The sequence below is a fragment of the Pseudomonas sp. W15Feb9B genome, from assembly GCF_000828175.1.
GTDB classification, from domain to species: Bacteria; Pseudomonadota; Gammaproteobacteria; order Pseudomonadales; family Pseudomonadaceae; genus Aquipseudomonas; species Aquipseudomonas parakoreensis.
Map to the genome: position 1 here is coordinate 38,464 of NZ_JTKF01000041.1, position 22,306 is coordinate 60,769.

At 58.5% G+C, this 22,306-nt stretch carries 17 protein-coding genes and 1 pseudogene; 5 read left to right on the forward strand and 13 right to left on the reverse strand.

Translation table 11 applies throughout. The features are described 5' to 3' along the window. Window positions 1–15: 15 nt before the first annotated feature. The 10 genes from OC71_RS20745 to OC71_RS20790 form a co-directional block, all read right to left on the reverse strand. Window positions 16–756: a flagellar motor protein gene (locus OC71_RS20745; RefSeq protein WP_007967839.1), complete on the reverse strand. Its 741-nt coding sequence runs from the start codon at window positions 754–756 to the stop codon at window positions 16–18. After that, window positions 756–1,892 (reverse strand): chemotaxis response regulator protein-glutamate methylesterase, encoded by a 1,137-nt coding sequence (locus OC71_RS20750; RefSeq protein WP_041072948.1) that lies wholly within the window; start codon window positions 1,890–1,892, stop codon window positions 756–758. Before OC71_RS20750 ends, OC71_RS20745 begins: the two co-directional genes overlap by 1 nt. 49 nt (window positions 1,893–1,941) lie before the next feature. Beyond that, on the reverse strand, window positions 1,942–4,224 hold the full coding sequence (locus tag OC71_RS20755; RefSeq protein WP_041072951.1) for a chemotaxis protein CheA: 2,283 nt from the start codon (window positions 4,222–4,224) through the stop codon (window positions 1,942–1,944). A 54-nt stretch (window positions 4,225–4,278) separates the two neighbouring features. Further along, window positions 4,279–5,067 carry a protein phosphatase CheZ gene (locus OC71_RS20760; protein ID WP_027613919.1) on the reverse strand — a complete coding sequence of 263 codons (789 nt, stop codon included), beginning with the start codon at window positions 5,065–5,067 and terminating at the stop codon, window positions 4,279–4,281. 18 nt (window positions 5,068–5,085) lie between these two features. After that, entirely contained in the window at window positions 5,086–5,457 is a 372-nt protein-coding gene (locus OC71_RS20765; protein WP_003183998.1) for a chemotaxis response regulator CheY, read from the reverse strand. Between the two features lie 167 nt (window positions 5,458–5,624). Next, window positions 5,625–6,365, reverse strand: coding sequence for an RNA polymerase sigma factor FliA (fliA, locus tag OC71_RS20770; RefSeq protein ID WP_007920004.1), 741 nt, complete (start codon window positions 6,363–6,365; stop codon window positions 5,625–5,627). After that, window positions 6,362–7,192, reverse strand: coding sequence for a flagellar synthesis regulator FleN (fleN, locus tag OC71_RS20775; RefSeq protein ID WP_003222917.1), 831 nt, complete (start codon window positions 7,190–7,192; stop codon window positions 6,362–6,364). Before fleN ends, fliA begins: the two co-directional genes overlap by 4 nt. A gap of 113 nt (window positions 7,193–7,305) precedes the next feature. Next, window positions 7,306–8,646, reverse strand: a complete 1,341-nt coding sequence (gene flhF / locus OC71_RS20780) for a flagellar biosynthesis protein FlhF (RefSeq protein ID WP_041072955.1) — start codon at window positions 8,644–8,646, stop codon at window positions 7,306–7,308. Window positions 8,647–8,657: 11 nt separating this feature from the next. Further along, complete coding sequence (gene flhA, locus OC71_RS20785) at window positions 8,658–10,787, reverse strand: flagellar biosynthesis protein FlhA (protein ID WP_041072957.1); 2,130 nt, start codon at window positions 10,785–10,787, stop codon at window positions 8,658–8,660. Between the two features lie 345 nt (window positions 10,788–11,132). Then, entirely contained in the window at window positions 11,133–11,801 is a 669-nt protein-coding gene (locus OC71_RS20790) for a hypothetical protein (RefSeq protein ID WP_041072959.1), read from the reverse strand. Window positions 11,802–12,010: 209 nt separating this feature from the next. Between OC71_RS20790 and OC71_RS20795 the strand changes: the two genes are divergently transcribed. Next, a complete protein-coding gene (locus OC71_RS20795; RefSeq protein WP_041072961.1) occupies window positions 12,011–12,574 on the forward strand; it encodes an Ig-like domain-containing protein in 564 nt (187 codons plus the stop codon). Between the two features lie 256 nt (window positions 12,575–12,830). Beyond that, window positions 12,831–13,190, forward strand: coding sequence for a DUF6124 family protein (locus OC71_RS20800; protein ID WP_041072963.1), 360 nt, complete (start codon window positions 12,831–12,833; stop codon window positions 13,188–13,190). A gap of 628 nt (window positions 13,191–13,818) precedes the next feature. Here OC71_RS20800 and OC71_RS20805 read toward each other — a convergent pair. Next, a complete protein-coding gene (locus OC71_RS20805) occupies window positions 13,819–15,123 on the reverse strand; it encodes a YncE family protein (protein ID WP_041072965.1) in 1,305 nt (434 codons plus the stop codon). Window positions 15,124–15,374: 251 nt separating this feature from the next. On the opposite strand from OC71_RS20805, the pseudogene OC71_RS20810 reads away from it, so the two are divergent. The 3 genes and pseudogenes from OC71_RS20810 (at window position 15,375) to OC71_RS20820 (ending at window position 20,237) form a co-directional block, all read left to right on the forward strand. Further along, window positions 15,375–15,736, forward strand: a pseudogene (locus OC71_RS20810) (DUF6124 family protein). A gap of 796 nt (window positions 15,737–16,532) precedes the next feature. Continuing rightward, on the forward strand, window positions 16,533–19,484 hold the full coding sequence (locus OC71_RS20815; RefSeq protein WP_041072967.1) for a hypothetical protein: 2,952 nt from the start codon (window positions 16,533–16,535) through the stop codon (window positions 19,482–19,484). 393 nt (window positions 19,485–19,877) lie between these two features. Beyond that, window positions 19,878–20,237: a DUF6124 family protein gene (locus tag OC71_RS20820; RefSeq protein WP_041072969.1), complete on the forward strand. Its 360-nt coding sequence runs from the start codon at window positions 19,878–19,880 to the stop codon at window positions 20,235–20,237. Window positions 20,238–20,376: 139 nt separating this feature from the next. On the opposite strand, the gene flhB is transcribed toward OC71_RS20820, so the two are convergent. Continuing rightward, window positions 20,377–21,516 carry a flagellar biosynthesis protein FlhB gene (gene flhB, locus OC71_RS20825; protein WP_041072971.1) on the reverse strand — a complete coding sequence of 380 codons (1,140 nt, stop codon included), beginning with the start codon at window positions 21,514–21,516 and terminating at the stop codon, window positions 20,377–20,379. 3 nt (window positions 21,517–21,519) lie between these two features. Further along, window positions 21,520–22,305 (reverse strand): flagellar biosynthetic protein FliR, encoded by a 786-nt coding sequence (gene fliR, locus OC71_RS20830; RefSeq protein WP_041072973.1) that lies wholly within the window; start codon window positions 22,303–22,305, stop codon window positions 21,520–21,522. Window position 22,306 lies beyond the last annotated feature (1 nt).

Here is a 22,306-nt window from a genome sequence, read left to right on the forward strand (position 1 = left end):
AGTCCATTACCCCCATCAATCCATGAAGCCCTGAAGCTTCAGCTCGATAGAGCGAGGGTTTTCACCTTCGGCGATCGACAAAATACCTTCCAACAACATTTCGCGATAACGCGACTGCCGCAACGCGATTGACTTGAGCTTGGCCGCCACCGGCAGCAACACCAGGTTGGCACTGGCCACGCCGTAGATGGTCGCGACGAATGCCACGGCAATGCCGCTGCCCAATTGCGTCGGATCAGCGAGGTTGCCCATCACATGGATCAGGCCCATCACCGCACCGATGATGCCGATGGTCGGCGCGTAGCCGCCCATGCTTTCGAAGACTTTGGCCGCTTCGATGTCGCGGGCTTCCTGGGTGTAGAAGTCCACTTCGAGGATGCTGCGGATCGCTTCCGGCTCGGCGCCGTCGACCAGCAGTTGCAGGCCTTTGCGCGAGTAGTTGTCCGGCTCGGCATCGGCGACGCCTTCCAGGCCGAGCAGGCCTTCCTTGCGCGCGGTGAGGCTCCAGTTGACCACGCGGTCGATGCCGCCAGCCAAGTCCACCCGTGGCGGAAACAGGATCCAGGCGAGAATCTGCATGGCGCGCTTGAAGGCGCTCATCGGCGATTGCAGCAGCGCGGCACCGATGGTGCCACCGAGGACGATCAGCGCCGCCGGGCCGTTGGCCAGCGCGCCGAGGTGGCCGCCTTCAAGGAAGTTGCCGCCGATGATGGCGACGAACGCCAGGATAATCCCGATAAGGCTTAAAACATCCATCAGATACACGCCTCGACGATGTGCTTGCCGATGTCGTCCAGGCCGTAGACCGCGTCAGCCAGATCGGCTTTGACGATGGCCATCGGCATGCCGTAGATCACGCAGCTTGCTTCGTCTTGGGCCCATACCGAGCTGCCGCCCTGCTTGAGCAGACGTGCGCCTTCACGGCCGTCGGCGCCCATGCCGGTAAGGACCACCGCCAGAACTTTGTCGCCGTAGGACTTGGCCGCCGAACCGAAGGTGATGTCCACGCACGGCTTGTAGTTCAGACGCTCGTCGCCCGGCAGGATTTTCACCGCGCCACGGCCGTCGATCATCATTTGCTTGCCACCTGGGGCCAGCAGCGCCAGGCCCGGACGCAGGATGTCGCCATCCTCGGCTTCCTTGACGCTGATGCGGCACAGCTTGTCCAGACGCTCGGCAAACGCCTTGGTGAACGCCGCGGGCATGTGCTGGATCAGCACGATCGGTGCCGGGAAGTTTGCCGGCAATTGGGTCAGCACCCGTTGCAGGGCAACCGGACCACCGGTCGAGGTGCCGATGGCGACCAGTTTGTAGGCTTTGCGTTTCGGAGCCGGCGACGAAGCGCTGGCGGCTGGCGCGCGAGCAGGTGCTGGAGCTGGAGCCGGACGCGTCGGAGCAGCAGTGCTGTGGCTGCTGAAACTCGAAGCCGCCGGGGCTGGCGCAGGCGTCGGTGCAGCGGCCGGAGCCGGCGCACTGTAGGCACTGAAACGACGGTTACTGCGCGAGATGCTGTGGACCTTCTCGCACAGCAGTTGCTTGACCTTCTCCGGGTTACGAGAAATGTCTTCGAAATTCTTCGGCAGGAAATCCACCGCACCGGCGTCCAGCGCATCCAGGGTCACCCGGGCGCCTTCGTGGGTCAGCGAGGAGAACATCAACACCGGGGTCGGGCAGCGCTGCATGATGTGCCGCACCGCCGTGATGCCATCCATCATCGGCATCTCGTAGTCCATGGTGATCACGTCCGGCTTGAGGGCCAGGGCCTGATCGATCGCCTCTTTACCGTTGGTAGCCGTGCCGACCACCTGGATGCTCGGATCCGCTGAAAGAATTTCCGAGACGCGGCGGCGGAAAAAACCCGAATCGTCCACCACCAGGACTTTGACTGCCATAAACACTCCATTAGGTGCAGCGGGACGTCGTCGCCCCGCCGCCCCGGATTCAAATACGCTTCGTCGCGTAACGCTTGAGCATGCTTGGAACATCGAGGATCAACGCGATGCGGCCGTCACCGGTGATGGTGGCGCCGGACATGCCCGGAGTGCCCTGCAGCATTTTGCCCAATGGCTTGATGACCACTTCTTCCTGGCCGACCAGTTGATCGACGACGAAGCCGATCCGCTGGGTGCCCACCGACAGGATCACCACATGGCCTTCGCGCTGCTCTTCGTGAGCGGCAGAGCTGACCAGCCAGCGCTTGAGGTAGAACAATGGCAGCGCCTTGTCCCGCACGATCACCACTTCCTGGCCATCCACCACGTTGGTGGTCGACAGGTCGAGGTGGAAGATTTCGTTGACGTTGACCAACGGGAACGCAAACGCCTGATTGCCGAGCATGACCATCAGGGTCGGCATGATCGCAAGCGTCAGCGGCACCTTGATGACGATCTTCGAGCCCTGGCCCTTGGTCGAGTAGATGTTGATCGAACCGTTGAGCTGGGAAATCTTGGTTTTCACCACGTCCATGCCGACACCGCGGCCGGACACGTCGGAGATCTCGGTCTTGGTCGAGAAACCCGGGGCGAAGATCAGGTTGTAGCACTCGGTATCGCTCAGGCGATCGGCCGCGTCCTTGTCCATCACACCGCGTTTTACCGCGATCGAACGCAGGACGTTCGGGTCCATGCCCTTGCCGTCGTCGGAGATCGACAACAGGATGTGGTCGCCTTCCTGCTCGGCGGCCAGTACCACGCGACCGCCACGGGCCTTGCCCGAAGCTTCGCGCTCTTCCGGCGACTCGATGCCATGGTCGACCGCGTTGCGCACCAAGTGGACCAGCGGGTCGGCCAAGGCCTCGACAAGGTTTTTGTCGAGGTCGGTTTCTTCACCCACCAGTTCCAGGTTGATCTCTTTCTTGAGCTGGCGCGCGAGGTCACGAACCAGACGCGGGAAGCGCCCGAAGACCTTCTTGATCGGCTGCATCCGGGTCTTCATCACCGCGGTCTGCAAGTCCGCCGTGACCACGTCGAGGTTCGACACGGCCTTGGACATGGCTTCGTCGCCGCTGTTGAGACCCAGGCGCACCAGGCGGTTACGCACCAGCACCAGTTCGCCGACCATGTTCATGATTTCGTCGAGACGCGCAGTGTCGACACGCACGGTGGTTTCGGCTTCGCTCGCCGGTTTTTCCGGCGGCGGAGCAGCGGCAGCACGGGCCGGCGCCGGTGCAGCAGCGGCGGCCGGTTTTGGCGCTTCGGCTTTCGGCTCAGGCTTGGGCGCTGCTTTCGGTGCTGCAACCGGCGCAGCCGCGGCCTTGGCGGCAGGCGCAGCCACGGTCGATGCGGTGCCCGCAGCAGCGGCGCCAACGTCGGTGAACTTGCCTTTACCGTGCAATTCGTCGAGCAGCGATTCGAATTCGTGATCGCTGATCAGGTCGCTGCCGGCAGCCGCGGCCGCCGGTGCGGCAGGCGCAGCCGGTGCCGAAGCAATAGCCGATTCCAGCGCTTCAACGGCGAAGTTGCCCTTGCCGTGCAATTGATCGAGCAGTGCTTCAAATTCGTCGTCGGTGATGTCCGAGCTGTCGCCCGCCGCCGGTGCCGCCGGAGCAGCCGCAGTCGGTGCAACGGCGTCTGGCGCGAACTGGCCTTTGCCGTGCAGTTGATCGAGCAACGACTCGAATTCGGCGTCGGTGATTTCATCGCTGGCGGCCGTATCGGCAGCCGGCGCAGGTGCAGCAGCGGCCGGGGCTTCGGCTTCAGCCTTGACGGCGTTCAGCGAATCCAGCAGCTGTTCAAATTCGTTATCGGTGATGTCGCCCGAATCGCTTGAATCACCTTCGACGACCAGTTCTTCGATCATCTCGGCAACCGGAGAAGCCGGGGCTTCGTCGGCCGATTGCGGTTCAGCCAGACGCGCCAGCGCGGCCAGCAGTTCCGGGGTGGCCGCCGTGATCGGCGCACGTTCACGGACTTCGCTGAACATGCTGTTCACCGCGTCCAGTGCTTCGAGCACCACGTCCATCAGTTCTGCATCAACGCGACGCTCACCCTTGCGCAGGATGTCGAATACGTTTTCGGCGATGTGACAGCACTCCACCAGCTCGTTGAGCTGAAGGAAGCCGGCGCCCCCTTTTACAGTGTGGAAACCGCGAAAAATTGCATTGAGCAGATCTGCGTCATCCGGGCGGCTTTCCAGCTCGACCAGTTGCTCGGACAGTTGCTCAAGAATCTCGCCGGCCTCAACCAGGAAATCCTGAAGGATCTCTTCATCGGCGCCGAAGCTCATTAATGGGGTGCTCCTACAGGTCTAAAAACCCAAAAAACCTAAAATTCCAAAACTCTAGAATCCGAGGCTGGATAACAAATCGTCCACATCGTCCTGACCGGACACAACGTCTTCTCGTTTATCGGCATGAATCTGCGGACCTTCACCCTGCGAGAGATGTTTTTGTGGATCTTTTTCTGCAAGCATCGCGGCACGGTCGTGTTCGATGCCCGCAAAACGGTCAACCTGACTGGCCATGAGGACGAGTTTGAGCAAATTGCTTTCGACTTCGGTGACCAGTTGGGTCACACGCTTGATCACCTGACCGGTGAGGTCCTGGTAATCCTGAGCCAGCAGGATGTCGTTCAGGTTGCTCGACACCGCACGGTTGTCCGTGCTGCTGCGTGACAGAAAACCGTCGACCCGGCGCGCCAGTTCGCGGAACTCTTCAGCCCCGACTTCACGACGCATGAAGCGGCCCCAATCGGTGCTCAGCGCCTGGGCTTCTTCAGCCAGGCCATTGACCACCGGGGTGGCGCTTTCCACCAGATCCATGGTGCGGTTGGCCGCGGCTTCGGTCAGCTTGACCACATAGCCCAGGCGTTCGGTGGCGTCGGTGATTTGCGACACTTCCTCGGCCTGCGGCATGTGCGGATCAATCTGGAAGTTGACGATCGCACTGTGCAGTTCGCGTGTGAGCTTGCCCACTTCCTGATACAGGCCACGGTCACGGGTCTGATTGAGCTCATGGATCAGTTGCACAGCGTCGCCGAACCTGCCTTTTTCAAGGCTCTCGACCAGTTCGACCGCGTGTTTTTTCAGGGTCGATTCGAAATCGCCCTGTGAAGATTCGTTATGCTCCATAGCTCCCCCGCGCGTTCATCAGCCGATGCGTTCGAAAATCTTCTCGATTTTTTCTTTCAGCGCCTGAGCCGTGAAAGGTTTGACCACGTAGCCGTTCACGCCGGCCTGGGCCGCTTCGATGATCTGCTCGCGCTTGGCTTCGGCAGTCACCATCAGCACGGGCAGGTGCTTGAGTTTTTCATCGGCACGCACGTGGCGCAGCAGGTCGATACCGGTCATGCCCGGCATGTTCCAGTCCGTTACCAGAAAGTCGATGCTTCCGCTGTTGAGCACCGGAATGGCAGTGGTGCCATCGTCGGCCTCGACGGTGTTGGTGAACCCCAGATCACGCAGCAGGTTCTTGATGATCCGCCGCATCGTTGAGAAGTCATCAACGATGAGGATTTTCATGTTCTTGTCCAATTCGACCTCCAAGCAGTCTTAAACGCGCCCAGCACCTGGACGCGCCATTTCAATCAATCCGGCAAAGCACTCGATGACTGTCTGGAGCACAACAGAGCAAGACCGGTGCCGTTCTTCACCGCACCAGCCTCGTTCGCAGTGTCCCCACACTGCCTTCAGCGCGCTCGCCACTCCCCCAAACGCCCCCGCAAACGGGCCGCGCACTGGCTGTGTAACTGGCTGACCCGCGATTCACTGACGCCAAGGACTTCACCGATTTCCTTGAGGTTCAGTTCTTCGTCGTAGTACAGCGCCAACACCAGTCGCTCACGCTCCGGCAAATTGGCAATCGCGTCCGCCAGCGCAGCCTGGAAGCGTTCATCTTCCAGATCGCGTGACGGCTCAAGATGAGCACTGGCGCCATCCTCGTGCAGCCCTTCGTGTTCGCCGTCCTGCAGCAGGTCGTCGAAACTGAACAGCCGGCTGCCCAGCGTGTCATTCAAAATCCCGTAGTAATCATCGAGACTCAATTGGAGTTCGGCCGCAACCTCGTGATCTTTAGCATCACGGCCGGTTTTAGCTTCAATTGAGCGAATTGCGTCGCTGACCATACGGGTGTTGCGGTGAACCGAGCGTGGTGCCCAATCCCCCTTGCGCACTTCATCGAGCATCGCGCCGCGGATCCGAATGCCCGCGTACGTTTCGAAACTGGCGCCTTTGCTGGCGTCATATTTGGTCGAGACTTCGAGCAGGCCGATCATCCCGGCCTGAATCAGGTCTTCAACCTGCACACTCGCCGGCAAGCGCGCCAGCAAGTGATAGGCAATGCGCTTGACCAGTGGCGCGTAACGCTCGATCAACTCGTACTGCGCGTCACGTGCCGATTTCTTGTAGTAGTTCATACCGCTGGCGGTCATAACACAGGCCCTGCCGTTTGCTGCACGAGGCGCTCGACGAAAAACTCAAGGTGCCCACGCGGGTTGGCAGGCAGCGGCCAGGTATCGACCTTCTGTGCGATCGCCTTGAACGCCAGCGCGCACTTGGAACGCGGAAAGGCTTCATAGACCGCTCGCTGCTTCTGCACTGCCTTGCGCACGCTTTCGTCGTACGGCACCGCGCCGACGTATTGTAAGGCGACGTCGAGAAAGCGATCCGTGACCTTGGTCAACTTGGCGAACAGATTGCGCCCTTCCTGCGGGCTCTGCGCCATGTTGGCGAGGACGCGGAAGCGGTTCATGCCGTAGTCGCGATTGAGCAGTTTGATCAGCGCGTAGGCGTCGGTGATCGAGGTCGGCTCGTCGCAGACCACCAGCAACACTTCCTGCGCCGCGCGCACGAAACTGACTACCGAGTCACCAATGCCCGCAGCGGTGTCGATCACCAGTACATCGAGATTGTCGCCGATGTCGCTGAAGGCCTGAATCAGACCGGCATGTTGCGCCGGGCTCAGGTGCACCATGCTTTGGGTGCCGGAAGCGGCCGGTACGATGCGGATCCCGCCGGGGCCCTGCAACAGCACGTCGCGCAGCTCGCAGCGGCCTTCGATCACATCGGCCAGCGTGCGTTTGGGGGTCAGTCCCAGCAGAACGTCGACGTTCGCCAGCCCCAGGTCAGCGTCCAGCAGCATGACCCGACGGCCAAGCTCTGCCAGCGCCAGAGACAAGTTCACTGACACGTTAGTCTTGCCGACGCCACCTTTGCCGCCGGTCACCGCGATCACCTGTACGGGATGCATGCTGCCCATGTTATTTCTTTACCTTGTCTTGCATAGACGGAGGCCACATTACTGGCTGCGCGTTCACAACCGGAACAATGCATGGCAGACCATCGATGTAGGTACAAAAACTGTTCATTACCTCAGCCAACCTGCTTGGTCGGGCTGTGGTAGATATCAGCGAACATGTCAGCCATGGCTTCTTCGCTGGGTTCTTCCTGCATTTGCACGCTGACGGCGCGGCTGACCAGCTGATGACGGCGCGGCAGATGCAGATCATCCGGAATCCGTGGGCCATCGGTCAGGTACGCGACCGGCAGTTCATGACTGATCGCCAGGCTCAACACTTCGCCAAGGCTGGCCGTCTCATCCAGTTTAGTCAGGATGCAGCCGGCAAGCCCGCAACGCTTGTAACTGTGATAAGCGGCGGTTAGAACCTGTTTCTGGCTGGTGGTTGCCAGCACCAGATAATTTTTTGAACGGATGCCACGCCCGGCCAGACTTTCCAGCTGCATGCGCAGCGCCGGATCGCTGGCCTGCAGGCCGGCGGTATCGATCAGCACCACGCGTTTGCGCAGCAGAGGGTCCAGCGCCTGAACCAGCGATTGGCCCGGATCGACGTGGGTCACCGGCACGTTGAGAATCCGCCCCAGGGTCTTGAGTTGCTCCTGCGCACCGATGCGGAAGCTGTCCATGCTGACCAGCGCCACATTCTGCGCGCCGTACTTGAGCACGTAGCGCGCAGCGAGTTTGGCCAGGGTGGTGGTCTTGCCCATGCCGGCCGGGCCGACCATGGCAATCACTCCACCCTCTTCCAGCGGCTCGACTTCCGGTACGGCAATCATCCGCGCCAGGTGCGCGAGCAGCATGCGCCAGGCCTGACGCGGTTCTTCGATGTCGGTGATCATCGCCAGCAGGTCGCGCGACAACGGCCCGGACAGACCGATGCGCTGCAGGCGGCGATACAGATTGGCTTGCGCCGGACGGCTGCCTTGCAGCTGGTTCCAGGCCAGGGTGCCGAGCTGCACTTCCATCAGCTCACGCAGACTGTTCAATTCGAAACGCATCGAATCCAGCGCACGCGGATCGACACCCGCCGATGCTGGAGCAGCTGCCGGCGCCGGACGCGCCGGGGCGGCGTAGGTCGGTTCGCTCAACGGCTCGGCAGCGGTCAGTGGCAGGCCGGCCGTCAACGGCAGCCCGGCAAAGATCTGGCGATTGCTATTGCCATCGGCTTCGCCACGCAGGCTCAGTTCGGCCTGAGCGGTGACGATGCGCGACTGGGTCTTGCGCAGTTCGTCCTCGAGTTCCATGTTCGGAACCCGTGGCGCCAGCGCCGACAACTTGTAATCCAGCGCCGCCGTCAGCTCGACGCCGCCGGCAATGCGGCGGTTGCCAATGATGGCGGCATCAGCGCCCAGCTCATCACGAACCAGCTTCATGGCCTGACGCATATCGGCGGCGAAAAAACGCTTAACTTGCATAAACCACTACCTCAGCCGTTGGGCCCTACTGTCGCAACGATGGTCACTTGCTTGTTGTCCGGAATTTCCTGGTAGGCCAACACGTGCAGCCCCGGGACGGCGAGGCGACCGAAACGCGAGAGCATCGCGCGGATCGGGCCTGCTACCAACAGGATCACCGGTTGACCTTGCATTTCCTGGCGCTGCGCCGCTTCGATGAGCGAACGCTGCAGCTTCTCGGCCATGCTTGGCTCCAGCAGAACGCCCTCTTCCGAGCCTTGTCCTGCCTTCTGCAGACTATTGAGCAATATTTGTTCCAACCTTGGTTCCAAGGTGATCACAGGCAGCTCGGAGTCAGTGCCTACAATGCTTTGGACGATGGCGCGGGATACGCCGACGCGTACGGCGGCCACCAAAGCGGCGGTATCTTGACTCTTGGCGGCGTTGTTGGCGATGGCTTCGGCAATGCTGCGGATGTCGCGTACCGGCACGTGTTCGGCCAGCAATGCCTGCAGCACCTTGAGCAATTGCGACAGCGACACCACACCTGGCACCAGCTCTTCAGCCAGTTTCGGCGAGCTTTTGGCCAGCAATTGCATGAGTTGCTGCACTTCTTCGTGGCCGATCAGCTCACTGGAGTGTTTGTACAGAATCTGGTTCAAGTGCGTCGCGACCACGGTACTGGCGTCGACCACGGTGTACCCGAGCGATTGCGCCTGCGCGCGCTGGCTGACTTCGATCCACACCGCCTCCAGGCCGAAAGCCGGATCTTTGGCGGTAATGCCGTTGAGCGTGCCGTAGACCTGCCCCGGGTTGATCGCCAGTTCGCGATCCGGGTAGATTTCGGCTTCGGCCAGGATCACGCCCATCAGGGTCAGGCGGTAGGCACTCGGCGCCAGATCGAGGTTGTCACGGATGTGCACGGTCGGCATCAGGAAGCCCAGGTCCTGCGAGAGCTTCTTGCGCACGCCCTTGATCCGCGCCAGCAACTGCCCGCCCTGATTGCGATCCACCAGCGGGATCAAGCGATAGCCGACTTCCAGGCCGATCATGTCGATCGGCGTCACGTCATCCCAGCCCAGCTCCTTGGTCTCCATGGCGCGGGCCGGCGACGGCAGCAGTTCCTGCTGACGCTGAACCTCTTGCAGGGCCTGGACCTTGGCGACGTTCTGTTTTTTCCAGAACAAGTAAGCACCACCGGCAGCCAGTGCGGCCATGCTCAGAAACGAGAAATGCGGCATGCCCGGAACAAGCCCCATGACCGCCATCAGACCCGCCGCCACTGCCAATGCTTTGGGCGAAGCGAACATCTGCCGGTTGATCTGCTTGCCCATGTCTTCCGAACCGGAAGCACGGGTCACCATGATCGCTGCCGCTGTCGATAACAACAGTGATGGCAATTGCGCCACCAAACCGTCACCGATGGTCAGCAAGGCGTACACCTTGCCGGCGTCGGCAAAGTTCATGTTGTGCTGGAAGATACCGACCGCCATGCCGCCGATGAGGTTGATGAACAGGATCAGCAGACCGGCAATGGCGTCACCACGCACGAATTTGCTGGCACCGTCCATCGAACCGTAGAACTCAGCCTCTTGCGCGACTTCCTGACGGCGCGCCTTGGCCTGGTTCTGGTCGATCAGACCGGCGTTGAGGTCGGCGTCGATCGCCATTTGTTTGCCGGGCATTGCGTCGAGGGTAAAGCGCGCGCTCACCTCGGAAATCCGCCCGGCACCCTTGGTCACCACGACGAAGTTGATGATCATCAGGATCGCGAACACCACGATACCGACCACGTAGTTACCGCCGATCACCACTTCACCGAAGGCCTGGATCACCTTGCCGGCGGCGGCGTGGCCGTCCTGACCGTGGAGCATCACCACCCGCGTCGAGGCCACGTTCAACGCCAGCCGCAGCAGCGTCGCCACCAGCAGAATCGTCGGGAACACCGCGAAATCCAGCGGCCGCAACGCGTACACGCAGACCAGCAGGACGACAATCGACAAGGCGATGTTGAAGGTGAAGAACACGTCCAGCAGGAACGGCGGCACCGGCAGCATCATCATGGCCAGCATGACCAGCAGCAACAACGGCACGCCCAGATTGCCTCGACTGAGGTCGGCAACATTCGAGCGAGCAGTGTTGAATAACTGAGAGCGATCCACCGGTTTTCCCCGTTCCTTTAAAGCAAACTTTTGACGCCCGAAGCAGGCGCACGGCGGCTACTGCAAGAAGCCTTCCAACTTTTGCCGGGGATTGAAACAGAAGGGTTTATCGGGAAGATTTCGGCGTCTGGACTGACGCTTTCGCGAGCACGCCCGCTCCCACAGTCGATCTTCAGTGAATACAGAACAGGTGTATCACACAGCTCCTGCGGGAGCGGGCTTGCTCGCGAAGGGGGCCAGCAGCGACATCAAAGAATAAGCAGCCGCAGCCAGACGGCTTATGCGCTTTGGAGTCGGGCTCTGTATGGATCGGTCGCTGCATAACCTGTGATCTTACAATGCTGGTTACTGCGCGATCAGAATCTGCTTGGGCGAAATTTCACCGAAGCCTAGCTGCTTGCTATCGATGTACCGCGTCCCCCGAAATAGTTGCTCTCCGTCGATCTCGACAAAGTCCTCGTCCATGTACATGAGCACAACCCTGGTCTGTGGCGCTCGAATCTGTGGAACCTCCATGTGGCCCTCCATCAGATTGAGCGCCCAATGAAATTGCATAACCGGCAGATCACCAATTTCAATCTGGCGCCTGCCCTCCAACGCCCGGAAATCTCGGTGCGCAGTGATCCGTAACTTGGGCCCGACCGCCTCGAACTGCGGCTTGCCATAACGTACCTCCAAATCACGCCCCGTCGCCCATTTATCCATGTAGTTTCGTGGCGAGGTGAACAGCCTGAACAACGCCTGATTATCGCGAATGTCTTCTTCAGTTCCGAACAGATAGTTGTAGGCGTAGTGGTAAGCCAGACCGTCGAGCTCAGGCCTGATGGCGTTGACCGGGTTATCCAGATAACCCGGGATAAAAACGTGAGCCATGTGCACAAAGTGGGTAAAGTCCAGTTCCAGCTCGAAGGTGACTTCGTATCGGATCGACCTTTCCTTCAGGTTTTCCTCCAACCTCCCTGAAACATATTCCACATTCATCCCTTCAAGTTTTTTGTAGATTCGGTCCGCCATGATCGTGCGCTCTTTGCCCAGGGATTATTCCCAAGTGCATGGCAGCGCAGTTGCGAGATGACGTCTACTGTCAGATCTGACAGGTCATCACCACCATCCGTCTGAAAACCCCATCCACCTGTCAGACCTGACAGTAGAACACCGATTCCTTGAATGCTCTGATTCGACGACCCGAATCTATCGGGCACTTCACTGGACAGGAGCTGACCATGGAAAAGCTGACAATCGATGAATCATTGCTGTCACTGGTTGCGTGGCATTTCAGGAACGAGGATACCCCTCCCCCGAACCCACCTGCAGGTGCATTCGCGACAAGAACCGCTACCGGGGGACGAAAGCCGTACACTTATCACTCGAGCAACAACACTGTTGTCGACATCGACAAAGATACTGGAAAGGTAATTTCCCGCGGAAACGGAGGCGCAACAATCACGGTGACGGACAGCGACAGACAGACGGCCAGTTACCCTGTGCAAGCTTCAAGTGTGCATTATGTTTTTGGCACAGGAATCTTCGGCACCTATACAAGCTGCGCTGATGCCGCCACTGCGCAGGGGGGCAGCATACCGTCACTGGCAGAATGGCGGTCTTACAGGGACAACTATCAGGGCGCTGACCAGCCAGATGAATGGTGCTGGACCTCCACCCGTGCTGATAAAGAACGGCGCTGGGCTATCAACCCCAAAAGCGGTGAAGAGAAGCAATTACTGGATATCGCGATTGGCGGAGGGACCGCGAACGGCTTTGGGATGAGGCTGGCACCCACCCTGTAAACAAGTCACAACCCTCCTTATCATTTTGTCGTACTGACAAGGAGGGTTGTGACTGGATTCGATCTCCCAAACGAGCCCATTACCGTCGCAGCTGACACACGTCAGGCATCACGGCGCAAATCCGGCGGGATTGGCAATGTTCGAGCAAGCACTGCTCGTTGATTGAAAGCGCTCCACCGGTTTGCCCCGAACCTTGAAAGCATACGTTTCGTTTAGCAGCGATGGCTGACGGCTCCATTTCTCAAGGAGCTTCACCATGATCAAACCAACACCCAACCCACCCGAAACCGACCCCACCTCCCCCTACGAATCCCTCGATTCGAAAAAGCTCCACGATGCCGCCGACCGCGCGCTCGACCACTACCTTTGTGCGCCCGGATCCACCCCACCGCCGCGCAGAACCCGCAGGATGTACGCCGTGACCGCCGACTTCAAAAACGAAGAACTGCTGGCCGATGCCTGCGAAACACTCGCCTCAGCCAGAACCATCGCCAATGAATTCGCCCACCTCATACCGGCCTCGCAGCGACGAACGCTATTGGGGATCGCGCAACTGATCATGCTGGGAGAGCTGGCGGTGAATCGGGCGCTGGATAATCTGGAGTTGGCAGGCTAAGAAGACAGGCAAGAACCTGTGGTGAGGGGATTCATCCCCGATCGGCTGTGCAGCAGTCGTAGATCCTGAGCTCGCGGTATTCCTGAAAGATCGCAGTGACAGGTTTTAGGGCCGCTGCGCAGCCCATCGGGGATGAATCCCCTCACCACAATGACCTCGGCAAGAGCGGGGCAATCATTGGGTCGAGCATAAAAAATCGCCGCCCCGCTGCTGGGCATCGCACAGCTGATCATGCCCGGCGCGCTGGCGGTGTATCGCGCGCTGGATAATCTGGAACTTCGACTAAGGTCGGTAATGTTCGAGCGTGCGCTGTTGATTGACTGAGAGCGATCTACCAGTTTCTCCGCTCCTTTAAAATAAAGTTTTGACGCATGAAGCAGACGCAGAACGGCTACCGCAAGAAGCCTTCAAACTTTTCCAGAGAACGGAATACGCGTTGTTTTTCGGTGAATCGAGCCCAAGCGGTGATGGATTGCTCTTGCGCGGCCACCACGCCGAAAGTGGTAGCAACGTGGCACAAGTGATTCACCTGTGCCACGCTACAGAAGGTCTGGAGCAATAACATTCTGGAGCAATAACATAATGGCGGATAGAACGGAGTAACCACCGGGCGCTTCTGCTCATGGATTCAACCGTACATAGCCCAGATATCACCATTGTCCTTCTGGGTTGAGAGCGCTCGAACAGCATCTATTGGTATTTCAACGTCACGAACAAGCGACCAACTGCGAGCGTCATATACAGAAACGAAACTTTCCTCATAATTGTAGCAATAAACCAGTTCCCCATCAGCACTGAGAGTCAGCGACCTCACATGCATCTCAACTGTTTTCTTTACACCGTTGCTTACCGTATCGATAACAGTGATGCTGTCACCACCAAATGCGTAAAGTTCCTGGCCATTGGGGCTCAGTGCCAGATTCCACGGTGATTCTGCTGGTATATGCCTGACATTACCGTTGCTTGTATTGACAGCAAATACCCCTTGCGCCTCGCCACGCACCCCTAGGCAGCCAACGTAGACTTCATCTCTGAGTGGATTTAAAGCGATCGAAACTGCAACATTACCTACAGCGATTCTATTAACGACCTCCTGCGATTCTGCATTGACAAAAATCAGAGAACTTTTAACCAATCCTTCGTCCAGACCTACAACAAAAAGTTGCTTCGCATCATGACTTACTACCAGGCCGCGAACCGTGCCAACATAGGCTCCCATCTCCAACCTGTCCGATTCAACGTCGAGAATATAAATGTTTTCTTTAAACCCAGAGGCCAAATACAACAGTTTCTCGCTGGCACTAAAACCTCCAAGATACATATCTTCAGGACTGTAACGCTGGACAATCTTGCGCGTCTCAAGATCAATTTTATTAACCGATTTAGCGCTAGCAAACATGAATTTGCCGTCGGGACTGAACAACGTTTGCCTAAACCCTGGAGTAAAACGAAACACGTCATCGGCAATTTTCTGAGTACTTACACACGTCTCAAAACTCACATCAATGCTTGCATAAATGTGATCCTCTCCCGCATCCACCTCGAATCCTAGATGGGAAAGCGGCATGGTTTTCACCCGCAGGGAAGCTTGATGTGGGCTTTGCCGCAAGCCAACTCCCTTCTGCTCTACCTGATAGCAAAGCACGTGAACACCGTGAGGAAGCAGGTCGCCCCCCACTGAAAATCTGATGCCTGTGCCTGCCTCCCCGGACTTCAGTGTGTGAGTGGCAATTACTTTACCGTCCAGTACTAACTGAACTTCGCTGCCCACCTTCGCAAGTTTATCGCGCACTAAAACGCTCACCCCTTCACCCGGGTAAAAACCTCGTCTAGCAGCGCGGAGGTTTAGCGAGTCGGCTTGATTTTTCGTCCGTTGTTTACCTTGAACTTCAATGGAGAGGGCAGACGTTGCATCATCAATGATTACGCTCATGAGAAAACTCCTGTCGTTAGAGGAATGCCCATGAAGCGCCCACTGATGCATGGCCACAACTGTCAGACCTGACAGGTAAGTGTCGAAATCCGACAGACGGACAGCGCTTGATAGGCAACCAGGCACTGACGACTGGTTTCGTTTGACGTTACAGAAGGCGTACACCAACTGTGCGGCGCCAACGAGCAAGCAAACCGCAAATGTATAGCAGAGAAATGTGGCAGCTCAGTAGACTCTAGGAGTCTTCAACCATGATTAAACCAACAGCCACCCCCCCCCGCAACCGACACCACCGCCCCCCTACGAATCCTTCAATTCAAAAAAACTCCACGAAGCCGCCGACCGTGCCCTCGACTACTACCTCTGCCCGCCCGGCGCCACGCCGATTCAACGTAAAACCCGCTCGATGTACGCCGTGACCGCCGACTTCAAAAACGAAGAACTGCCGGCCGATGCCTGCGAAACACGCGCCTCAGCCAGAACCATCGCCAATGATTTCGCCCACCTCATACCGGCGTCGCAGCGCAGGACGCTGCTGGGCATCGCACAACTGATCATGCTCGGGGAGCTGGCGGTGAATCGGGCGCTGGATAATCTGGAATTGCCGGGCTAAGAAGGCAGGCAAAAACCTGTGGCGAGGGAGCTTGTCGAATCGTCACACCGTCCCGCTCGGCTGCGCAGCAGTCGTAAAACCCTGAACTCGGGGTATTTCTGAAAGATTGCAGTGACAGGTATTGGGTCTGCTGCGCAGCCCAGCGGGAGCAAGCTCCCTCACCACAATGACTGCGGCAAGAGCCGAAGTTTCATTGGGTCAGGTGGGGAGCTGGCGGTGAGTCGAGCGCTGAATAATCTGGAATTGCCGGGCTAAGAGGACAAGCAAGCCCTGTGGCGAGGGAGCTTGCTCCCGCTCGGCTGCGCAGCAGTCGTAAAACCTGAGCTCGCAGTATTTCTGAAAGATTGAAGTCCGGGGCCGCTGCGCAGCCGATCGGGGCGGTGCGACGTCTCGCTAAACCCCCTCACCACAATGACCGGAGCGGCAGAAGACTGCGATCTTTTGACGTTGAGGGATCAGTCAACCTCAACCCGCCAATATAGCGACGAGCCCTGATTGATATCGCAAGCTGCCAACCTCCCCTCCGGTCGTTGTGAATGGTGCAGGTCCTGCTAAGTAATTGAGAGCGACCCACCGTTTTCCCAGATTCTTTTAGAGCATTTTTTTGGCGGCCGGAGCGGGCGCACGGCGGCTATGCCAAGCAACCTTCCTACTGTTGCATCGGGTGCAATCTTTCGCCTTTAGTCGTCACTTTGATCACCGTTCGTCGCCACCTGTCAGATCTGACAGGTGCGCAATTCCTCCAATCCGCGCTCAATAACTCCATCACCCAGCCCTCCTGACCGGAGTTCGCCAAATGTCCAGCCAAGCAGACCCTACCCCTCAAGCCCTCAGACCTCCGTATTTTCCGGCGCTGGTCAGCCTCAGCCCTGCCGAACACTATAACGGCGGCGTCCCCATCAGAGCCGTGGAAGGCGATCTGCAAGGCATCATCCCCGCCTGGCTGACCATGTCCATTGGTGATCATGCCGAAGTGTTCTGGGGTAATGACAGTGCAGCGGTTTGGAGCAAATCCATCGAGAACGACGCCGAGCTCAACCAGGATGTTGCTTTCACCATTGCCAAGGACCACGTGCTTGAGGGGGATGCCACGCCAGTCTTCTACCGGATCACGCGCAAGAACCAGACCCCGGAGGACTCGACCCCCGTCATGACCTTGCTGGTCAAACTCACCCGTCCCGGCGAGTACGATGACATTCCCGGCGATGACGGCCACTCCGATCTCAAGTTCTCCCTCTCCCATGACGAGGTCGATGAGACCCTGTCGCCCAGCGGGGTGACGATGCACATCGTGCCCTACCGCAACCTCGCCCGATACGACCGCATTCTCGCCCGCTGGGGCAGCCAGCAAGTGGTGCATGTCGTTACGCCCCAGCAGGCCCAGGACCCGATCGGCCACCCGATCGAGGTCGTTTTCAGCCGTGCCGTTATCGAGGCGGCAGGAGACGGAGCGCGCGTGGCGGTGGCTTATCAGGTCATTGATCGCTGCGGCAACTACCCGGACGAGCGTGCGCCGTGGTCGGCGACGCGTCATCTATTAGTCGACCTGGAGGGCAATCGGCTGGACGAACCGCAGGTGCTGGTCAGCGGCATTCCAACCAATAGCATCGACCTCGATCAGCTCGGGGACGACGATGTGAACACCCGCGTGTACATCACCAAGGACGATTTTGCGGTGGGCGACAAGGTGCTCCTGACCTGGATCGGTACCCCGGCGCAAGGCTCGCAGATCATCGTCGGACCGCTGGAAAAAGAGGTGTTGTACGTGCCCTTCCAGCTCGATTTCACCATCCCCAACGCCGCCGTCAAAGCCATCGCCAAAGGCGCCGCCTCGGTCGGCTATGTGCGCCGTCGCAGCGGTGAAAGCGACCTTCCTTCGAAAAATGTCAGTGTCACGGTGATTGGCGACATCAGCCAGTTGGCCGCCCCTACCGTCGACGAAGCACCCGGCGGGACGTTGCCACCAGAAACCACGTGGGCAACCGTCAACATCCCTTGGTATCCCGGGCGCAATAGCAGTGACCTGATCAACTTGATCTGGTGGGCCCGGACGCCCGGCAACGACACCGTTTATTACGAAGATCCCCGTCCGGTCGGCAACGTAGCGGACAATCAGCCCGTCCTGCGCAGTGTGAGCAATGCCGAAATCCAGCGCTTCAATGGCCTGAACGTCAAGGTCTATTACATCGTCACCAACAGCGAAACGGGGCTGTTGAGCGTCCGCGAGTCGCTGCCGTTCATGATGCAGGTCGGCGTGCCCTTGCCGGCGTTCGACCGGCCGGAAGTCGAGGGCGCAGATGCCAACGACGTGCTCGACCCGGACAACGTGCCACCCACCGGCGCCACGCTGGTGGTGCCGTACCTCGGCACCCAGGACAAGGATCGCGTGAACTACCGTTGGCGCGGCTCCGCCAGCGGCGGCAGCATCAGTGATCATGTCGACCTGATCCCCGCCACCGCCGGCCGGCCGGTACGCATCACCGTGGATAAAAAATACGTGACCGCCAACCTCAACGGCACGGTGGTCGCGGATTACAGCATTCAGCGCGGCAACGTGCCGCTGGGGCAATCCCGGGAATTGACATTGCGCATCGGCACGGCGCTGACCGAGCTACCGCCACCGTTTCTTGTAGCACCGGCCATCGATCCGATTGATGTCCTGGCCTACCCGAACGGCGTGACGGTGCGCATCGAATTCCTTGAAGCATTGAGCGGCGACAAGGGACGCCTGGTGGAGGTCAATCCACCAGCAGGCTCGCCGCAGTTTCCACTGGTGGAGTTCAACAGCAACAAACGGGTGAACACGGTGTTGAGCCAGACGTTTCTCGCGGCAAGGCAAGGCAAGGAGATAAAGCTGCACTGGAATTTGAATCGCAATGGAGGGCAGGCAGGAAAGTCAGGTCTATTGGAAGTGAACATATTGAAGATTGCAGATGAGGACGCACGACTCCCTACTCCCTTCATCAATCGCGCCTCCGGCGACAATCTTGACGTAACGAAGCTAGAGCCAACAGACACAATATCTGTCACCCCCTGGCCGCACATCCCTGGCGAATTAATCTCGTTAGTACTGGAAGGGGAATATTTTGACGGCACTGATTTCGAATCGGAGCTGGTCAAAAACGAACCAACCACACCTCCCGGCTTCAGCACTCTTCTGCCGCTTGAAGAATTAAAAAAACTAAAAAACAACAGCAACCTCAACATTAAATTTAATACATCCACCGACACTTCAGGCGACTTGATAACAACCAAGTTCCCAGAGAGGAATTACAAAATACAAAACGCGATACTTGAAGAAAACTTCGATGAGGTACCGATTCAATCAATTGGCTTTAACGGAACAATCGAAACCCCAGCCATGACAATCAAATTATTATCCACCGCCGCGACACTAGAAATCGCAAAACTGGACACACTCAAGCCGCCGCAACCGAAACCTCCTGAACAGGAGGGGAAAATGTACCAGAATGTTTTATATCTATGGTCAACTTCAGCTGCCAAAATCCTAATAACATTTAAAAAACCCTATTCATCGATTAGTTTTTGGTACAACCAGACAAAGTCGACTACCAAAGTAACTTTTTTTGGACCCAACAGACTTCTCCTTGGCACACAAAACTTTAAAAGTAATGAGGTACCCTCGCAGCTGGACAATATGATTGCCACTTATTCCGAAATAGTAGAAATGGAAATCTCAGGAGCAAATGACGCTTATTTATTAGACTGCTTCACATTCAAACTGTAGATAAAGATAGCAGACAGAGAAGGGTGATATTGCATCCAGAGAGTCACCCGATCTTCTGCGTATTAAGTGGAGGAGTTTAAAAGACACCTCCAGACACGCCTCCAAGGCTACACATCCTTGCGCCATTGCCTATAGCTACGCCAGAATCCGCCGGCTTGTGCGCCTTAGGGGCGGGTTCTATTGTGGGTAGGTCGCTGACAAATCAGCGATCGGGTCTCGCAGCCCGCTGATTTCTAAACGGACAACTTCCGTCCTCGTTTTATGGCGGCTGTACGTGGGAGACCTTTGGGTCTGCCGGTTCTAGAGTCCCGGTCTGCGACCCGCGTATAGCTGCCACCTCCCTTTCGTATCGCAGCGAAATGTGGCAGCTCCGTCGACTCTAGGAGCTTCACCATGATCAAACCAACACCCAACCCACCCGAAACCGACACCACCGCCCCATACGAATCCTTCAATTCAAAAAAACTCCACGAAGCCGCCGACCGTGCCCTCGACCACTACCTCTGCCCGCCCGGCGCCACGCCGATTCAACGTAAAACCCGCTCGATGTACGCCGTGACCGCCGACTTCAAAAACGAAGAACTGCTGGCCGATGCCTGCGAAACACTCGCCTCAGCCAGAACCATCGCCAATGACTTCGCCCACCTCATACCGGCCTCGCAGCGACGAACGCTATTGGGGATCGCGCAATTGATCATGCTCGGCGAACTGGCGGTGAATCGGGCGCTGGATAATCTGGAGTTGGCAGGCTAAGAAGGCAGGCAAGAACCTGTGGCGAGGGGATTCATCCCCTCACCACAATGACGGCGACAGGCGCCGAAATATCATTGGGTCGGGCATAAAAAAACCGCCGCCTCGTCAAACCGGAGCGGCGTTTTTTATCACAGTGACGTCAGGAATCGCGGCGCAAATCCGGCGGGATCGGCAAATCGTCCTTGAGTGGATCCGGGCGCTTGCCCTTGCCGGCGCGGTACTGACGGATCTGGTAGACGTAGGCCAGCACCTGGGCGACCGCCAGATAGAGGCCGCCGGGGATTTCCTGTTCCAGCTCGGTGGAGTAGTAGATCGAGCGTGCCAGCCCCGGCGATTCGAGGAGCATGACGTTGTTGGCGACGGCGATTTCGCGGATCTTCAGCGCGAGGAAATCGCTGCCCTTGGCCAGCAACACCGGCGCGCCGCCCTTCTCCGAGTCGTACTTGAGCGCCACGGCGTAGTGGGTCGGGTTGGTGATGACCACGTCGGCGTCGGGAATCGCCGCCATCATCCGCCGCTGCGACATCTCGCGCTGGGTCTGGCGGATGCGCTGTTTGACCTCTGGCCGGCCTTCCTGATCCTTGTGCTCGTCGCGCACTTCCTGCTTGGTCATCAGCAGTTTCTTGTGGCTTTCCCAGAGCTGCACCGGCACGTCGACCGCCGCGATGATGATCAGCCCGCAGGCCAGCCACAGCGAACTCCAGCCCACCAGCGTCACGCTGTGAATGATTGCCTGCTCAAGCGGTTCATGGGCGATCCGCAGGAAGTCATCGATGTCGGCCGACAACACCATCAGTGCCACAAACAGCGTGATGATGAACTTGGCCAATGCCTTGACCAGTTCGATCACGGCCTTCATCGAGAACATGCGCTTGAGGCCCGCACCCGGATTCATCCGGCTGAATTTCGGCGCCATGGAGCCGGCGGCGAACAGCCAGCCGCCGAGGGAGATCGGCCCGATCAATGCGGCCAGCAACAGCGTGATCATGACCGGCTGGATCGCTATCAGGGCGATCTTGCCCGAGACCAGCAGGAAGGTGCCCATGGATTTCTCGTCCATGATCACTTCCCGCGAAAGGTTGAAATTGAGGCGCATCAGGTCCATCAATTCCTGCGCCAGCATGCCGCCAAAGATCAGCAGGCCACCAGCGCCGGCGAGCATCACCGCCAGGGTGTTGAGCTCTTTGGAACGGGCAATCTCACCCTTCTCACGGGAGTCCTTTTTGCGTTTCTCCGTGGGGTCTTCTGTTTTGTCCTGACCGCTTTCGCTCTCAGCCATGCCTCAGCGCGCCCGTGCCAGTTCGCGTAGCAACTGCAGGGCCTCGGAGGCCAGCGGTTGATACTGATTGAGGATGTCCGCCAGACCGACCCAGACAATGAACAGACCCAGCACCAGGGTCAGCGGAAAACCGATGGAGAAAATGTTCAGTTGCGGCGCGGCGCGGGTCATCACGCCGAACGCAATGTTGACCACCAGCAGCGCCGTGACCGCCGGCAACACCAGCAACAACGCCGCCCCGAGCACCCAACCGAGTTTGCCGGCCAGTTCCCAATACTGCGCCGTCATCAAGCCGCCGCCGACCGGCAGCGTGGTGAAGCTCTCGGTGAGCACTTCGAAGACCACCAGATGGCCATTCATCGACAGGAACAACAACGTCACCAGCATGGTGAAGAACTGGCCGATGACCGCCACCGAAACGCCGTTGGCCGGGTCGACCATCGAGGCGAAGCCCATACCCATCTGGATCGCGACAATCTGCCCGGCCACGGCAAACGCCTGGAAAAACAGTTGCAGGGAAAACCCCAGCACCGCGCCGACCAGAATCTGCTCGGCAATCAGCAACCAGCCACTGAGCGCCAGCGGACTGACCTCCGGCATCGGCGGCAACCCCGGGGCAATGCACACGGTAATGGCCACGGCGAAATACAACCGCACGCGGCGTGACACCAGGGTGGTGCCAAACACCGGCATGACCATCAGCATCGAGGCGACGCGAAACAGTGGCAACATGAACGACGCCACCCAGGTACTGATCTGGGTGTCAGTCAGCTGAAGCAGCGATTGCATG

What these genes read in the sequence shown, in the direction of transcription:
- OC71_RS20745 (WP_007967839.1), bottom strand. Translation starts at nt 756, where the DNA reads ATGGATGTTTTAAGCCTTATCGGGATTATCCTGGCGTTCGTCGCCATC.
- OC71_RS20750 (WP_041072948.1), bottom strand. Translation starts at nt 1,892, where the DNA reads ATGGCAGTCAAAGTCCTGGTGGTGGACGATTCGGGTTTTTTCCGCCGC.
- OC71_RS20755 (WP_041072951.1), bottom strand. Translation starts at nt 4,224, where the DNA reads ATGAGCTTCGGCGCCGATGAAGAGATCCTTCAGGATTTCCTGGTTGAG.
- OC71_RS20760 (WP_027613919.1), bottom strand. Translation starts at nt 5,067, where the DNA reads ATGGAGCATAACGAATCTTCACAGGGCGATTTCGAATCGACCCTGAAA.
- OC71_RS20765 (WP_003183998.1), bottom strand. Translation starts at nt 5,457, where the DNA reads ATGAAAATCCTCATCGTTGATGACTTCTCAACGATGCGGCGGATCATC.
- fliA (WP_007920004.1), bottom strand. Translation starts at nt 6,365, where the DNA reads ATGACCGCCAGCGGTATGAACTACTACAAGAAATCGGCACGTGACGCG.
- fleN (WP_003222917.1), bottom strand. Translation starts at nt 7,192, where the DNA reads ATGGGCAGCATGCATCCCGTACAGGTGATCGCGGTGACCGGCGGCAAA.
- flhF (WP_041072955.1), bottom strand. Translation starts at nt 8,646, where the DNA reads ATGCAAGTTAAGCGTTTTTTCGCCGCCGATATGCGTCAGGCCATGAAG.
- OC71_RS20790 (WP_041072959.1), bottom strand. Translation starts at nt 11,801, where the DNA reads ATGGCGGACCGAATCTACAAAAAACTTGAAGGGATGAATGTGGAATAT.
- OC71_RS20795 (WP_041072961.1), top strand. Translation starts at nt 12,011, where the DNA reads ATGGAAAAGCTGACAATCGATGAATCATTGCTGTCACTGGTTGCGTGG.
- OC71_RS20800 (WP_041072963.1), top strand. Translation starts at nt 12,831, where the DNA reads ATGATCAAACCAACACCCAACCCACCCGAAACCGACCCCACCTCCCCC.
- OC71_RS20805 (WP_041072965.1), bottom strand. Translation starts at nt 15,123, where the DNA reads ATGAGCGTAATCATTGATGATGCAACGTCTGCCCTCTCCATTGAAGTT.
- OC71_RS20815 (WP_041072967.1), top strand. Translation starts at nt 16,533, where the DNA reads ATGTCCAGCCAAGCAGACCCTACCCCTCAAGCCCTCAGACCTCCGTAT.
- OC71_RS20820 (WP_041072969.1), top strand. Translation starts at nt 19,878, where the DNA reads ATGATCAAACCAACACCCAACCCACCCGAAACCGACACCACCGCCCCA.
- flhB (WP_041072971.1), bottom strand. Translation starts at nt 21,516, where the DNA reads ATGGCTGAGAGCGAAAGCGGTCAGGACAAAACAGAAGACCCCACGGAG.
- fliR (WP_041072973.1), bottom strand. Translation starts at nt 22,305, where the DNA reads ATGCAATCGCTGCTTCAGCTGACTGACACCCAGATCAGTACCTGGGTG.